At 40.9% G+C, this 14,737-nt stretch carries 15 protein-coding genes; 5 read left to right on the top strand and 10 right to left on the bottom strand.

What is annotated here, in order from left to right; all coding sequences use genetic code 11:
• The first annotated feature begins 5 nt into the window (after positions 1-5).
• Positions 6-1,436 (top strand): S8 family serine peptidase, encoded by a 1,431-nt coding sequence (locus BFJ94_RS02800; RefSeq protein ID WP_120460990.1) that lies wholly within the window; start codon positions 6-8, stop codon positions 1,434-1,436.
• Between the two features lie 25 nt (positions 1,437-1,461).
• Here the strand turns inward: BFJ94_RS02800 and BFJ94_RS02795 are convergent, their stop codons facing one another.
• The 4 genes from BFJ94_RS02795 to BFJ94_RS02780 are packed head-to-tail and all read right to left on the bottom strand — an operon-like array spanning position 1,462 to position 5,052.
• A complete protein-coding gene (locus tag BFJ94_RS02795; RefSeq protein WP_120460988.1) occupies positions 1,462-2,259 on the bottom strand; it encodes a DUF6033 family protein in 798 nt (265 codons plus the stop codon).
• A 54-nt stretch (positions 2,260-2,313) separates the two neighbouring features.
• Entirely contained in the window at positions 2,314-4,107 is a 1,794-nt protein-coding gene (locus tag BFJ94_RS02790) for an ABC transporter ATP-binding protein (protein WP_162944140.1), read from the bottom strand.
• A 28-nt stretch (positions 4,108-4,135) separates the two neighbouring features.
• The gene (locus BFJ94_RS02785) at positions 4,136-4,390 is read right to left on the bottom strand and encodes a hypothetical protein (RefSeq protein ID WP_120460984.1); all 255 of its coding nucleotides are present in this window, start codon (positions 4,388-4,390) and stop codon (positions 4,136-4,138) included.
• 14 nt (positions 4,391-4,404) lie between these two features.
• On the bottom strand, positions 4,405-5,052 hold the full coding sequence (locus tag BFJ94_RS02780) for a P-loop NTPase family protein (protein ID WP_162944133.1): 648 nt from the start codon (positions 5,050-5,052) through the stop codon (positions 4,405-4,407).
• Between the two features lie 105 nt (positions 5,053-5,157).
• On the opposite strand from BFJ94_RS02780, the gene BFJ94_RS02775 reads away from it, so the two are divergent.
• The 3 genes from BFJ94_RS02775 to rplD all read left to right on the top strand — a co-directional run bounded on the left by BFJ94_RS02775 (position 5,158) and on the right by rplD (position 8,211).
• Positions 5,158-6,453, top strand: a complete 1,296-nt coding sequence (locus BFJ94_RS02775; RefSeq protein WP_120460554.1) for an IS110 family RNA-guided transposase — start codon at positions 5,158-5,160, stop codon at positions 6,451-6,453.
• Positions 6,454-7,002: 549 nt separating this feature from the next.
• Entirely contained in the window at positions 7,003-7,266 is a 264-nt protein-coding gene (locus tag BFJ94_RS02770) for a CD3324 family protein (RefSeq protein WP_120460980.1), read from the top strand.
• A gap of 321 nt (positions 7,267-7,587) precedes the next feature.
• Complete coding sequence (rplD, locus tag BFJ94_RS02765) at positions 7,588-8,211, top strand: 50S ribosomal protein L4 (protein WP_120460978.1); 624 nt, start codon at positions 7,588-7,590, stop codon at positions 8,209-8,211.
• 301 nt (positions 8,212-8,512) lie between these two features.
• Here the strand turns inward: rplD and BFJ94_RS02755 are convergent, their stop codons facing one another.
• The gene (locus BFJ94_RS02755; protein WP_120460976.1) at positions 8,513-8,977 is read right to left on the bottom strand and encodes a VOC family protein; all 465 of its coding nucleotides are present in this window, start codon (positions 8,975-8,977) and stop codon (positions 8,513-8,515) included.
• 101 nt (positions 8,978-9,078) lie between these two features.
• Between BFJ94_RS02755 and BFJ94_RS02750 the strand changes: the two genes are divergently transcribed.
• Entirely contained in the window at positions 9,079-9,990 is a 912-nt protein-coding gene (locus BFJ94_RS02750) for a helix-turn-helix transcriptional regulator (protein WP_120460974.1), read from the top strand.
• A gap of 194 nt (positions 9,991-10,184) precedes the next feature.
• Here the strand turns inward: BFJ94_RS02750 and BFJ94_RS02745 are convergent, their stop codons facing one another.
• Genes BFJ94_RS02745 through BFJ94_RS02725 form a run of 5 tightly spaced genes read right to left on the bottom strand, consistent with a single transcriptional unit; the run spans position 10,185 to position 14,731 of the window.
• Entirely contained in the window at positions 10,185-10,997 is an 813-nt protein-coding gene (locus BFJ94_RS02745) for a metallophosphoesterase (protein WP_120460971.1), read from the bottom strand.
• Positions 10,963-11,970, bottom strand: coding sequence for an ABC transporter ATP-binding protein (locus BFJ94_RS02740; RefSeq protein WP_120460969.1), 1,008 nt, complete (start codon positions 11,968-11,970; stop codon positions 10,963-10,965). Before BFJ94_RS02740 ends, BFJ94_RS02745 begins: the two co-directional genes overlap by 35 nt.
• Positions 11,967-12,950: an ABC transporter ATP-binding protein gene (locus tag BFJ94_RS02735; RefSeq protein WP_120460966.1), complete on the bottom strand. Its 984-nt coding sequence runs from the start codon at positions 12,948-12,950 to the stop codon at positions 11,967-11,969. The genes BFJ94_RS02740 and BFJ94_RS02735 overlap by 4 nt, the downstream gene beginning before the upstream one ends.
• Before the next feature lie 12 nt (positions 12,951-12,962).
• A complete protein-coding gene (locus BFJ94_RS02730; RefSeq protein ID WP_120460964.1) occupies positions 12,963-13,781 on the bottom strand; it encodes an ABC transporter permease in 819 nt (272 codons plus the stop codon).
• Positions 13,782-13,786: 5 nt separating this feature from the next.
• Positions 13,787-14,731, bottom strand: a complete 945-nt coding sequence (locus BFJ94_RS02725; RefSeq protein ID WP_120460962.1) for an ABC transporter permease — start codon at positions 14,729-14,731, stop codon at positions 13,787-13,789.
• Between the last annotated feature and the right edge of the window lie 6 nt (positions 14,732-14,737).

Genomic DNA, 14,737 nt, shown 5'->3' with positions numbered 1-14,737 from the left:
ATATCATGATAGTAGTAATTATTGATGATGGTGTTAGTACTCATACGACCAATAATTTAATATTCTCATTGCAAGTTGATGAGCATGAGATGATTAATAGTTTCACTGTATATACTGATGCTCTAAGTCACGGTAGTATTTGTGCAGCCATTATTCAAAAGTATGCTCCACATGCTTTGATAGGGAGCATAAAGATACTGGATAGTGAAACCAAGAGGGGAGACTGTACTAATCTTGAAAGGGCGATTTATTGGTGTATTGACCACGATATAAAAATCATCCACTTAAGTTTAGGTACTGTATCTGTTTATGATTATCCTTCTCTTTTAAAAGCAATCAATAATGCTTACGAGCATGGTATCATTATTATTTCTGCCTGTAAAAATGGGAGCCAGACCTCTTATCCGGCAGCTTTCTCCAACGTAATTGGTGTTCAATGTGATTCTACTCTTAAAAACGATGCTTATTATGCACGGGAACCAAATTATCATGGAATTGACTTCTCTGCCAGTGCAGTGCATGAAATAAAAGAACTCATTTCGACTCCCTTTCAGGGACTAACACCAATATGTAACAGCTATGCTGCTCCTGTTATTACTGCTAAAGTTTATTCAATCTTGGCAGAACATCCTTATATGACATTTGATCAAATTAAAAAAGAATTAAATAAAACCAGTAAACTGGTTATCCCATCTTACTACCCTATGGTTTATAAGAGTATAGATTGGGTCCACCATGTTAAATTGCTGGTTTTGGGTGAATCTCCAGTTTCTCCAACAAATATGCATTATTGGAATATAGATGAAATAATAGCCCTTGAATCTAATTCAGCTTTACAGGACTTGCTTCATTCTTCATTGGGAGATTTACCTATAGCCATTAGTATTAGTAATTCCTTAGATATCAAAAAATTCACCCCCATAAAAACTCGTCCGCTGGTGTTTCTGAATAGAGTAAATGTTCAAGATTGGCAACAGTATGCTACGCGAATATTCATTCCTACTCTAATAGATGATTACGCCACGAATCAACGAATCCATAATGAACGACCTGTAGTAGCAATTCTCCAGGATACCATACTTTCCGATTTTCCTCTTAGTGCAGTGTTGAAAGAGATGTTTAACCAAAGGGATCATTACGCTCTGTTTTTTTCTGAATATCCGATTGACATTCTTGTTGGAGCTGTATATATAGACAATACCGAATTTTACCAATATCATTGTATGAATATGGCTAAACTTTTAAACGCCGAATTACTTCTTGTACATACAACTTTAGAAAACTTACATATACTAAAACCGGATATTATCCTTTATGATAAGACCTGCAAAAACCGCCTGCTCAAAATACCAAAGGACAACACCCATATTATATTTACTGATCATCGCGACCCTACAGAGATATTCCAAATCATTTGTGATATCATTTGTGAGTAAATTACCTAAAAAACAACGAGGCTTTTTAATCCTCGTTGTTTCCTGATTCGCGCTTTTGATATAAGTTATATAGCCCATATGCGTAACTATAACCATATTCAAGTGTTGTCGTTTTTATTTGTTCTGGTAATGGCAATGAAGAAGTTAACGCCATGGTTTGCAATCCGCTTAATGGATTTTGTTTTTTCTTATCCTTTTTCATTCCAAATTTTTCTTCGGAGTCATTTTCTTGCTTGGAAGGTCCATCACAGACGGTATGATGAAATCCTATCTCACCATCTACTGTAATTGTGACCAATTGGGACATACTTTTAACAGATTCCGGATCAATTTCCGCATTCAGTTTAATATCGTCTTCAAAATACTTTTGAATCTTAGATGCAATCTGTTTTGCATATTCCGGATCCTTGTCCATTTTCTCTTGAACAGTAGGATGAATCATGACAACATGAAGTCCCTTTTGTATTTTTTCAAGATCACGTTGTACCCACGGTTCATAGCCAGTAGCCGTTTGTGTCTGAGGTTTCCAAGCTCTTAATTCATTGATAGTACTTCTATCGATCCTGTCATCATAAAGCTTTGAAGTTGGAAAATCCAGCCGATTCCAGTATTTAAATTGAGAAGCATCCAGTACGTGATATTTCAGATCCGGATAAATTTCTTTTAGACTCTGCTCTGCGCTAACAAACGGAGTTGTTTTCTCTGGCTTTTCTGCTTTCTGTGTTGCGTTACTCAATATTTTTTGAAAATCAAGAACAGCCATCGAACTATTATTATTGTTTTTGGAATAATTCAGCAATGCAGAAACATTCTGTATGTCCATTTATTTACCTCCTAATGAAATTTTTAGGTGATAATTTTATAGTATATTTATCGGCTAAATCACTCCACTTTTTATATCATATTTGTCAGCCTGTAGATGGTACAATCTTGAGTACTCGCCATTCAAATTCATTAACTCCTTATGTGTTCCCTGTTCTATAATCCTTCCTCCCTCTAAAAAAATAATCCGGTCTGCTAAATGTACGGCAGAAAGACGATGTGAAGTATAAATGGCAGTTTTATCTGACCATAGAGTACTTATATTCTGAAACATCGTGTGTTCTGCTTCAGGATCAAGGGATGCGGAAGGTTCATCGAATATAATTACGGAACAAGATCGGTAAAGGGCACGTGCAAGGGCTATTTTTTGTCTCTGACCGCCTGATAATTCTAAACCTTTCTCACTGAAAAATTTGGTCACATAGGATTCTAACCCGTCGGGTGCATGCTGAAGAATATGATCCGCCCCTGCTTGATGCAATATATTTACTACTTCTTGATCACTAATTGTTTTTTGAGAATCAGAGATTGTTACATTCTCTCGTAAGGAAAATGAATAATTTACATACTGTTGAAATAAGGTACTGAACTGTTTACGCAAACTTTGTAAGTTATATTCCTGAACATCTACTCCATTTAACAGGATATATCCTTCCGTTACGTCGTAAAAACGGAGCAATAACTTGATAATCGTACTTTTCCCAGCACCATTAGTTCCTACTAGACAAATCTTTTCTCCTGCTTGAACTGTAAAATTGAGATGCTGCAAAATATACACATCTGTATCTGGGTATTTAAAACTTACATCTCGAAATTCTATTGATACAGGCCCTACGAGATCTTTATCTCCCTTATCTAGAATACGATTGTGATACTGGTTAAATCGCTGTAAAGTATCAATTTTGAGTTTGTCTCCATAAATAGACATCCCCGTTTGAATGACCAGATACAGCCCACCTGTCAATTGAGTTAACAACCCAGTATACAAGGTATAGTCCCCAATGGTCCGTAGGCCCGATAAAATATCCCTTGAAAGGGAAACCAGGATAAAAACTGAAACAAACTCAGGTAATAAATTCAAGAATACGGTTATTACGGTTTTACCCTTTAATACTTTTCTTTTCCCATTAAAATGCAAACTCCAAATAGTTTTGTATTTATTCATCAGCAAATCCTTCAAATGAAATAACCTGATGTCACTCGAGAATGTTTTTTCACCCGATATCCATCGAATATAATCCATTTGCCGTTCCTTTGGCGTCTGCTCCAAACTCCACATGTACAATAATCTAGTGTATTTTTGATTAGCAATGACTGTTGGTAAAATGGTTACAGTAACGACAACGGCAAACAAGATGCTCTCTTTTGAAAATAGCACCCAAGAGCTCACCAAAGCTACCCAAGCCCCAATAAACTGAAACACATTCCAAGCCACACTATTTAAGGCATACACATCTCGTTCTACTGCATGAAGGATATTTTGATATTTCGGACTATCGAAATATTCCATATCCATACCAAGCTTCTTGTGCATTAATTCTACATTTATATAATTCTGAAGTAAGTTTTCTTGCATGGTCTGTGTATATTCATGGATTTTAGATAAAATAGCCGTGGTTAGATTAACGACCCCGAGAAGGATTAGAATTAGTAAGAAATTCGAGTTCTGGCTCTCGAAAGAAAGAGAGAGGGTGTCAATCAATTTTTTTGTTAATAGGATTGTAATGAAAGGAAGCAAAGCATTGACAATTTGTATCATTACATTGCAAATTGTATAACTCTTTGCGGCAATCCAGCAGATATGTAAAGAATATTTAATGGCATGGAAAAAACCTGTAGTATCCTTCATAAACATCGCCATATAATTTTTTTATTGATCATACAACGTATGAACTAGTTAAACGGTTAATTTCACGAAGCAGGGCATTATACGTTACCAGTTTCATTTCATCGATCAATTCATTCGGGATGCATATATCGAATACTTTTTCTACTTCTAATAACAACATCACGAAATGTCTCGCTTTCATATTAATCGGTTCTTCAAAGAATAAAGTGTCTTTAAGATTTTTCGGAAAAGGATAGCAAAATAATTGAAGGAATAAATTATCTAATTTCTGATCATTATCCATTAATTTTCACCTCTTTAGACTGTTCTGTAATTTCCAAACATCTGTAAAGTATTGATAAGATGCTTGCACAAAGACTCACCAGTACCATCGAAATGATTAAAGTAATAATTTTGTGGTAAATCAGTAGGCCTTTTCTCGGATTCATAAAACCTAAGAGTAGCCGTTGAAACACTGGTAACATCCAATATACTGTTGGACACTACAAAAGCGTTAATATCAATTTCAAACTTGCTCCTTACTATTTCCTGCATCTTATCCGCAAAGGTATTATCATAAAAATTATGGAATAATTTCATAACGGCATAATCACAATGAACAGCATTAGAAATAAGATAAGGAAATATTCCAAAATTCCCGTTATGCTTTTCATCCAGTGGCATCATTTCACCTGGCAGGCCTATCACAATGATGTCTGGTTTCTCTTCCAATTCTATTCTTCTTATGAAATGGTTGAAAAAGAAAACCTTGTCCGTATCGGAATACTGCTTCTCATACATGAAACTAGGGAAGGAAAGGAACTCCTCAGCATCTGTTTCATTTTTCCGGGTAAGAATCGTTTTTACCTTATATCCGGCTTTTTGTATGCCTTTATGCAGATATAAAATGGTATCCAGTTTTTCGGTATGCTCAAACATACCGAAAACAAAAACTATAGGAGCCATTCCTGTAATGAATTAATTTGAGGTTTGAATAAAAAGAGCGTCTCCTGTATGCTGGGTTCCGAATGGTCGACATTCATTCCCTAAGTTAGAAGGAGGACGCTCAATATGAAGTATAAACAATCTAAGAAACAGAATCAACGTATTGAACAAATTACCGAAAATACACTGGTTATCGGTGCAGACATCGCCAAAGAAACCCATGTAGCACGCGGGATCGATTTTCGTGGGATCGAATTGGGAAAAGATTGTGTATTTAAAAACGACCGTTCAGGTTTGTTAAAACTAGTATCGTGGATGAAGGAACTTCAACGGCAACATGCCAAGACTGACGTCATCTTCGGCATCGAACCAACCGGACACTACTGGTTTACCCTGGCTGAGTTTCTACAGCATGAGGGCATTAAACTAGTTATCGTAAACCCTCATCATGTTAGCAAGAGTAAAGAACTTGAAGACAATTCACCAACGAAAAACGACTACAAGGATGCCAAGGTTATTGCAGATCTCGTTCGTAACGGCCATTATTCGGAGCCCCGGCTTCCAAAGAGCGTTTATGCGGATTTACGCATCCTCATGAATCATCGAGAAAAGGTTATGTTAAACCTGGGTCAAGTCCAAAGACGGATTCAAAATTGGCTCGACCGGTTCTTTCCTGAATATCAAAACGTGTTTGCTGACTGGGAAGGAAAAGCCTCTCTCATCACGCTTGCAGAATTTCCTACCCCGCAAGAAATTGTAACACTTGGAGCTTTCACAGTTTTGAAACGGTGGAAACAAGAGGTTAAACGGGCGGTTGGCATGAAGCGAGCAGAGAAACTGGTTCAAGCAGCTCAGGACTCTATCGGCCTCACAGAGGGTTTAATGGCAGCCAAGATTGAATTGAAGAACTTGCTGGAGCAGCATACTTTGTTTACTCGGCAGATAGACGACATCATGAGACAGGTGGTAGAACTGCTTGAACAGATCCCTGGTTCGGAAGAAATGCTAACGGTTCCTGGGGTTGGAGTCGTAACATTGGCTGGATTTCTGGCCGAGGTAGGCGATCTCAAAGGATATAATCATAGTCAGCAGATTATACGGCTTGCGGGCTTTAATCTAAGGGAGAACAGTTCTGGGAAGAAGAAAGGGAAGTCCACGATTACCAAACGGGGACGGTCTCGACTTCGAGCTTTACTGTTCCGTGCGATGATGCCCATGGTGGCAAAAAATACAGAATTTAAAGCGCTGCATCACTATTACACGAAACGAGCCCAGAACCCGCTAAAGAAGAAACAATCTATTGTAGCCTTATGTGGAAAACTCATTCGAGTATTGCATACGTTGGGAACAAAACAGATACGCTACAATGCAAATGACGTATTGGGACCGGTACGCCAGTCTCAGCTACAGATGGTTGCTTAATTCAAACATTAACGATTCATCTTGCTTCACAGTGCTTAGACTTCAAACGCGACAAACAGAAGCACGGAGTAGCCGCAGATTTTTCATCATAAGGGCAACGACCCAGTAAAGGAGCAAGAAGCGGCATCCACCCCTTGAGAGGTAGAACGAAGGAATGTGAGGGCATAGACCCAGTGTGACATGGGAGGGTAAACCGTCGAGGGAATTGTGGATATCCAAGGTGCGATCATAGGTACCATCCACAGATTGGAAAATGTGTTCCAGGCTTTATTCCCGTCACCGGTTCCTCGAGAAAAATATGTCATAACAGCATGATATCCCCATCTCTTGAGAACATCGTGTTTGAGATTCTAAGAAAACGTGAGCAAATGAAAGAAAACATTAATTTATAGTGGGAGAATGATTATGTCTCGTAAGAATATTACTATAACCCATGTTCAATTCCATGCAAAGACAGATATTTGGTGATATTTGCATGGAATAACATCATCACCAATCATGCTGGCTTTGCTACTTGAGATCCTACATTTATTCAAGGAGTGAGTCTACATGAGGTATATCAACGCTAATGACATTCTCCCAAAAGAATTGGTTGAAAAATTGCAAGATTTTATACAAGGTGAATACATCTACATTCCGGCAATTAAAGATCAACATAAAAATTGGGGAGAATTATCCGGTTTTCGTAAAGAGATTGATAGGAGAAATAGTGAAATAATACAAGCATATAATTCTGGTAATTCGATTCAGGAACTTGCAGAATCTTACTGCCTTTCTGTTTATGCTATCAGAAAAATAATTTATAACAAATAAAAACGCTGAACTGCGATCCTTATTGTGCACAAATTATAAGATGATCCCTGTACTCACACGGGACCATCTTTTTTTGTCCCCTGATGCAGGTTATACCAAACATTACAGAGCCGTTTTGTGTATAGTTTATGTGATTTCTATCTGTTACCTTAATTACTAGCGGTTCTTCTAAAATGTAGCAGGACAAACGGAGGTTAATATAATGGATGCTATTGTAAATATACAAAGAACATTAATCAACAACTTTTCTAATGCAATGAAGTTTTTACTTTGGATGTGGGTACCAACATCCTGAAAGTTTAGGATCTGGAGGAAAGAATAATGTTGAACGTTACTATTTTTAACATGGATGGTATTCATGTTGGGGAAATGGAACTTGAAGAATCTATTTTTGGTATTATTCCCAATGAATCAGTTATGCATGATGCAGTTCTAAATTATCTAGCAAATAATCGCAGTGGAACCCAATCTGCATTAACACGTGGTGAAGTTAGGGGCGGTGGCAGAAAACCATATAAGCAGAATAAAATTGATAAATCTAGAGCAGGTTCGATTCGTATGCCACATTGGCGCGGTGGAGGAGTTGTGTTTGCTCCTAAACCTCGCGACTATAGCTACAAACTCAATAAAAAGGTTAAGCGGCTCGCGATAAAATCTGCCTTATCAAGCAAAGTACAGAATAAAGAATTCATTGTCGTCGATGAAATCAAGTTGGATAACTACAGGACAAAGTCTATAGTAGCTATGCTTAATGCTCTTGGGGCAGAGAAAAAGGTGCTAATTGTTACACCTATGATAAATAACTTTGTTTTTAAGAGCGCCAATAACATTCCTGGTGTAGAAACCACTGTAGCAGATTCACTTAATGTATACAACGTTCTGAATTGTGATAAATTAATAATCGCCAAGGAAGCCGTCAATATGATTACGGAAATGTACTCTTAACATTTTTAACCCGTCAAAACCTTGTAAAATCAAGACTTTTGACGGTTTTTTTATTCTTGCCTATATTAATAGTCTAGCAGACGTCCATTATCGTTCCATTGACCGTACAATTCAGTCCTTGAACTTTTTTTGCTCCTGGGAGACAGTCTCTGCGCTAGATCCGTCTCCGATAAATTGTTCTGCAGCCAAATCCTTAAATCTGCTCTCGATTTTACTGGAATTAGATCTCCGATTTCCATAAATCAAATCCATTCTCCTGTTCTGAATAGATTTATACGCCTAAGGGATATGCAAAAATGAGTTACTGTTTGTTGGAAATTACGTTATTTAGAAACTTATCTGCGTCACTATTAAACTTCCAGGAAACTCCGAACTTATCGACCAGCATCCCAAAGCACGAAGACCAAGGCGTATTGGATAACGGCATGATAACATAACCACCTACAGACAAATTAGAAAAATATTTTTCTAGTGCCTGTTTATCATCATTAACGATACTAATCAGTATATTATTACCTTTAACCAACTCGCCCGTTACACTCTTCATCGAAGGTATAATATCCGACATCATGATTTTCCCGCCTGCAAATTCTACTGAAGACTCCATGATCATATTTAACTCATTTTCCGGTAACGGGTAGTTTGGATCTTGCGGAAAATCCTTAAATTTAACTTTTTTTACTTCAATTGCATTTAAAGCCTCCGAATAAAAATCAATCGCTTGTTCTGCAACCCCATCAAAGTTTAAATAGACAATAGCTGACATAAAGTAAAACCTCCTTCTTGTTATAAATGTAGTATAATGAATAAGAGGTGACATATGTATGTCACCATTTATAAATAAAGTTCAAAAAAGAAGGAGAACATATGGAAAAGGTTGAGAGATTAATATCCATCATCATGATATTGCTGAAAAAGGATGTTGTTTCAACCAAAGAATTCGCACAGTTATTTAACGTTACCAAAAGAACGATTCTTCGTGATATGGAAACATTGAGTTTATCAAATATCCCCATCTATTCTGTCAACGGAGTTCATGGTGGCTATGGTATTATGGACGAATATAAGGTTGATAAACGTCTTTTAAGCAGCTCTGACTTGGAGAATATATTGACCGCGCTCGGCGGATTGGAACAAATTCTAATTAGCGAAGAAGTTGAAGTGACGATAAAAAAAATAGAAGCCATGGTTAGCCCGTTGTCCCCGAAAGGTTCCATCCAACTGTCATTTTATGATTGGGAGGGTCGGTCCGAAATTCGTCAAATCTTGAAGATGTGTCAAGAGGCCATATTAGCGAGAAGATTGATTTCATTTGATTATATCGATAAAAATGGCATGATAACGAAGAGAATGGTCGAGCCCTATCAGCTTCATTTCAGTGAAACGAGTTGGTATTTGAAAGGATTCTGTTTGCATCGCATGAGATTTAGAACATTTAAATTATCTAGGATCGATCAGTTTCATGTAGATGAAAAAACATTTAACCCTAGGGATTATTCGTTAGAACAAGAACATGAAACAAGTTATCAACCGGAACTAGTCGCTGTAAGAGCGTTGATTTCGCCCAGCATACAAGATCACTTCATAGAAAGGTATGGTCGAAAGAGTATTGAAAACTATAGTTCTGAACTTTTATTGGCAACAATCCATGTTCCTCAAAACAGTATTGGATTTCAATTTCTAGCAAGCTTCGGTACAAATCTAGAAATAATAGAGCCAAAAACTTATGTTGAAGATTTTCGAAATTATTTGCATGAAATGATGAAGAAATATTCTTAAGAAGGTAACGCACAAGTGTTGAGCAATACTTATAATCCCCTAATATGCAAAAAGCTCCTGAACCGCCTTAAGGACATTTCAGGAGCTGATTTTTTAGGCATGGTAAGATCGAGTCGCAGGCTTGGACCACCCCCTCCGCTAATTTAAGCGATGAACAGAGGCTATCTGTAATATATCTTTTATTATGGTGTCTCTTAGATCGAAATAATCTGTAAGCAATCCTGAACTTCCTTCAGCGCTTCCACCGTTCTCCATTCTTTGCGATAACCAAGACAAGCGCAGATCATCTCCGTCTCCTGTTCCTTCATTCGCTTGCGATAATGAACATGACCCATTATCCCGTAGCGCACCTTGTATTTATGATACAGTTCAGCATACTCATTACTCCCAAGAAAAGCATTAAAATACTGCCACTGCGGATGATCGACAGGCGCCTTAAAATAAGGGTGGGTGAGCATATGGGTAACCATAATAATATTTTGGCCCTGATGACGCTCCAATTCCTGCTCTAAATGGCGATAGAAGTAACGATGAATCTCCTGATTGCTCATGTTCCACTTCACGTAAATGCTATCCTGCCAGGTGCGGTCCATAGCATGCATTTTCTCGAAATCGGCGAAACTGTATTTGGGCTCGCCCATTGTATAGTCGTACCAGCCGGAATTGCCGATAACGACCCAATCGTCATCAAGCTGGATTGGATTCTGACTCAAACAGCCTTCATAAGACTGATATTGTCTGTAAATCTCCCAAGTATCGGTTATACCGTTATCCTTGCTCCAATAATCATGGTTACCCGGTACGAACAGCACCGGAATGCCTGATTCAGCCTTCAGTCTTCTCAGTACAGCCATGCTTCGGTTCACATCATTAGAGATATCGCCGGCAATGATCAGATGCTGCAATTCACTTGCAGCAACGACCTCGAGCAATACCTCCTCAATCAGCGGCTGCCCGGACACTTCGTTTAGATCAACATGCAGATCCGATATGACTCCTAATCTCATGAACTGCTTCCTCCTCATATAAATGACAACTAACGTAATGACCGGCTTCCTGACTGCGAAGTACAGGGGTAGAGTGACGGCACTGCTCCACAGCCAAAGGACATCTGGGATGGAAAGCGCAACCGGGCGGCGGAGAAATGGGATTAGGAACATCTCCAGACAATACGATACGTTCCTTCTGGCGGCTTCCTACTTGAGGGATCGACGAAAATAACGCACGTGTATAAGGATGCAGCGGCTCGCCGCCTGCTTCTACATCGAAAATCTCCACCATTTTTCCCAAATACATCACACCTACTCGATCACTCATGTACTGAACAACATTCAGGTCATGTGAGATGAACAGATAAGTTAGGCCGCGCACCCGCTGCAGCTCCTTCAGCAGATTCAGGATTTGCGACTGAACGGAAACATCGAGCGCCGAAACCGCCTCATCTATAACGATAAATTTAGGGTTCAGAACTAGAGCCGAAGCAATCCCGACCCGTTGTCTTTGGCCGCCGCTAAGCTCATGAGGATAGCGCTGAAGGTGGCTTTGATCCAATCCAACCTGTTCCAGCACTTCGCTTATGGTTTTTTGCCGCTCAGCCTTGCTGCCGATTTGATGGATGATGAGCGGCTCTTCCAGCAGCCAGCCGATTTTTTTCTTCGGATTAAGCGAAGAATAAGGGTCTTGGAAGACGATTTGCAGCTCCTTGCGCAGCGCCTTCATCTCATGCTTGGACAGATTGGTAATATCTCTGCCAGCAAAATGGATCTGCCCACCCGTGTGCTGCACTAAATGAACGAGCATTTGCCCTGTCGTAGATTTACCGCAACCGCTCTCCCCAACTAGTCCAAACGTTTCACCTTCTCTGATGTCAAAAGAAACACCATTTACCGCCCTTACGCACCTCTTCTCTTCCAGCAGTCCCTGTCTCGCTACTTCATAGTGCTTCGATAAATCCTCAACCCGGAGTAGAGACTGTGTCATACGGCTTCACCTGCCCCGGGATAAAGATGGCAGCGAACTTGATGCTGCTCCACTACTTGCTCTAGTTGCGGCACATGCTCCCTGCATTCCGGCATCGCCTGCGCACAACGCCCGGCAAAAGGACAACCTCCAGGCCGTTCCGTAATCGGCGGAACTCTGCCAGGTATCGTGTACAGAGGCTGTCCCCGCTTGCTGATATCAGGAATACAGTGCAGCAAGCCGCGCGTATACGGGTGCTTCGGTTCCTCTAATATACGCTGCACCGGTGCGTCCTCAACGATATACCCGGCGTACATGACCAGAACCCGATCGCATACCTCGCGAATAACCCCCAAATCATGAGAGATTAAGATAATCGCTGTACCCATCGTTTCATTAATATCACGTAGTAGCTGGAGAATCTGGGCCTGTATCGTAACATCCAGTGCCGTAGTGGGCTCATCAGCGATCAATAGCCGTGGATTGCAGATCAACGCCATGGCAATCATCACTCTCTGCCGCATCCCGCCGGAGAGCTGATGAGGGTAGTCATTATACAACTGCTCAACTCTGGATAGACCAACCTTGGTCATCATTTCGAGTGCCCGTTCTTTAGCCTCCTTCTTTGTAACAGCGGAATGTATTAATAGCGTCTCAGCAATTTGCTTGCCGATCGGCACTAGAGGATTTAATGCGGTCATGGGGTCTTGAAAGATCATGGAGACTTGTTTCCCCCTGATTTCGCACCAGGCCTCCGGGGTTAAGCCGCTTACCGCCAGCCCATCCATAACAATTTGGCCTTTTGTCGTCTTTGCCGTACCCGGCAGCAAGCCCATCACAGATAATGAAGTCAGGCTCTTGCCACAACCAGATTCACCTACAATGCCTACTACTTCCTTCTCCCCTACCTGAAAGGAGATATCCTGCAATGCTGGATAGCTCTTCCCGTTAACGGAAAAGGCAACCTCCACATTCTCCAAGGCCAATAAAGCCGGATTCATTATGTCCACCCCCTAGCTCTTCCTGTCATAAAGATCACGAAGCCCATCGCCCAATAAATTGAAACCCAGAACCATGATCGTAATGATCACACCTGTAATAAGAACATACCAAGGAGCATTGATCATAAAAGGCTGCGCTTCATTCAGCATTCTGCCCCAGCTTGGGTCAGGTGGCTGTACGCCTAGTCCCAAATAGCTCAACCCGGCCTCGGCCAGAATGGAGCCTGAGAATCTCAATGAGGTGGCAACAATAAGGGACGAAGCAATATTAGGCAAAATATGATACCAGATGACTCGCAGCGGCCCTGCCCCTTTGGCTATTGCCGCCTTAACGAAATCAAACTCCTTATACTGCATAAAACCGCTGCGGGCGATCCGCGAGAAGGAGGGAATACTCATGATGCCCAAGGCAATGATTGTATTGTTAAGTCCCGGTCCAAATACCGAAACAAGCATGATGGCCAGCAAAATGCCCGGAAAAGCCAGCAGCGCGTCCATCAAACGCATAATCACTTCGTCCAGCCAGCCTCCGAAATAGCCGGAGATTGCGCCGATAAGCACACCCAAGGATAATCCGATCAGCACAGAACTTAGCCCTATAAGAAAAGCGGTCTGTGAGCCCTTCATAATCCGGCTAAAGATATCCCGCCCGAAATTATCTGTCCCAAATAAGTGGGACAATTGGGGATGCGACAACCGTATGCCGGAATTCATATCGTTGGGGCCATAAGGAGTATAGAACAAACTGATTAGCATCATCAGCATTAACAGGGCAATGAGCGAACTGCCGATAAGGAGCGGCTTGCTTTTAGTTAACTGCTTCCAATTCATAGCTTTCACCTTTTCAACCGGATCCGGGGATCGATGACTTTATAGAGCATGTCGACGATAAAATTAATACTGACGACAATCACGGCAATATACAGCACCATCGTTTGTACCAGCGGCAGATCTCGCGCCCCGATGGAGCTGACCAGCAAATTTCCAATACCCGGGAGTGCAAATACATTCTCAACCACAATACTGCCTCCCAGCGTATCGGCAATTAATAACCCGACAATGGTAATGACAGGAATCAGTCCGTTGCGCAGTATATGGTGGTACATGATTCCCTTCTCATGCAGACCTTTGCTTCTAGCCGTCCGTACATAATCCATGCGCGATTGATCCAGCAGCGTATTTCTTAAATAACGGATCACCACCGCGAAGCCGGGAATAGCGAGGGCCAGAGAGGGCAGAAACAACGACCTGATGGCACCAAGCGGATTTGTGCTCCATGAAGTATATCCATAGGTCGGGAACAATTTGAACGTGACCGAGAATAATAAGATTAGAATAAAAGCCAGCCAAAATGAAGGCACCGATACGCCTAACTGCGTAAATAGCGACAGGAGCAAGGACGATAACTTGCCGTCTCTTCTGGCAATATAAATCCCCAGGGGGAGCCCTATGATCAGGGTCAGCCCCAGGGAGAATAAAGCCAAGGATAAGGTAACAGGCAGACGCTCCAATAACAGGTCGGCTACCGGTCTGTGATATCGCACCGAGGTGCCGAAATCGCCGGATAAGGTATCCTTGATCCACATCAAATAACGTTCTCCGGCCGATCGGTCAAGCCCCATTGCTTCGTGCAAAGCGGCAATTTGCTGCGGGTCTGCATCCACACCGAGAATAATTTGCGCCGGGTCTCCGGGAAGAACCTGAAATACCAGAAACGTAATGACGGACACAAGAACCAGTGTAGATATAAAGGTGATCAGCTTGCGAATATAAAATCTCAAGATATT

It is taken from the genome of Paenibacillus aceti, from assembly GCF_003614185.1.
In the GTDB taxonomy this organism is placed as follows: Bacteria; Bacillota; Bacilli; order Paenibacillales; family Paenibacillaceae; genus Fontibacillus; species Fontibacillus aceti.
Note: the sequence above shows the minus strand (reverse complement) of the source record. Positions and strands in the feature narration are given on the sequence as shown.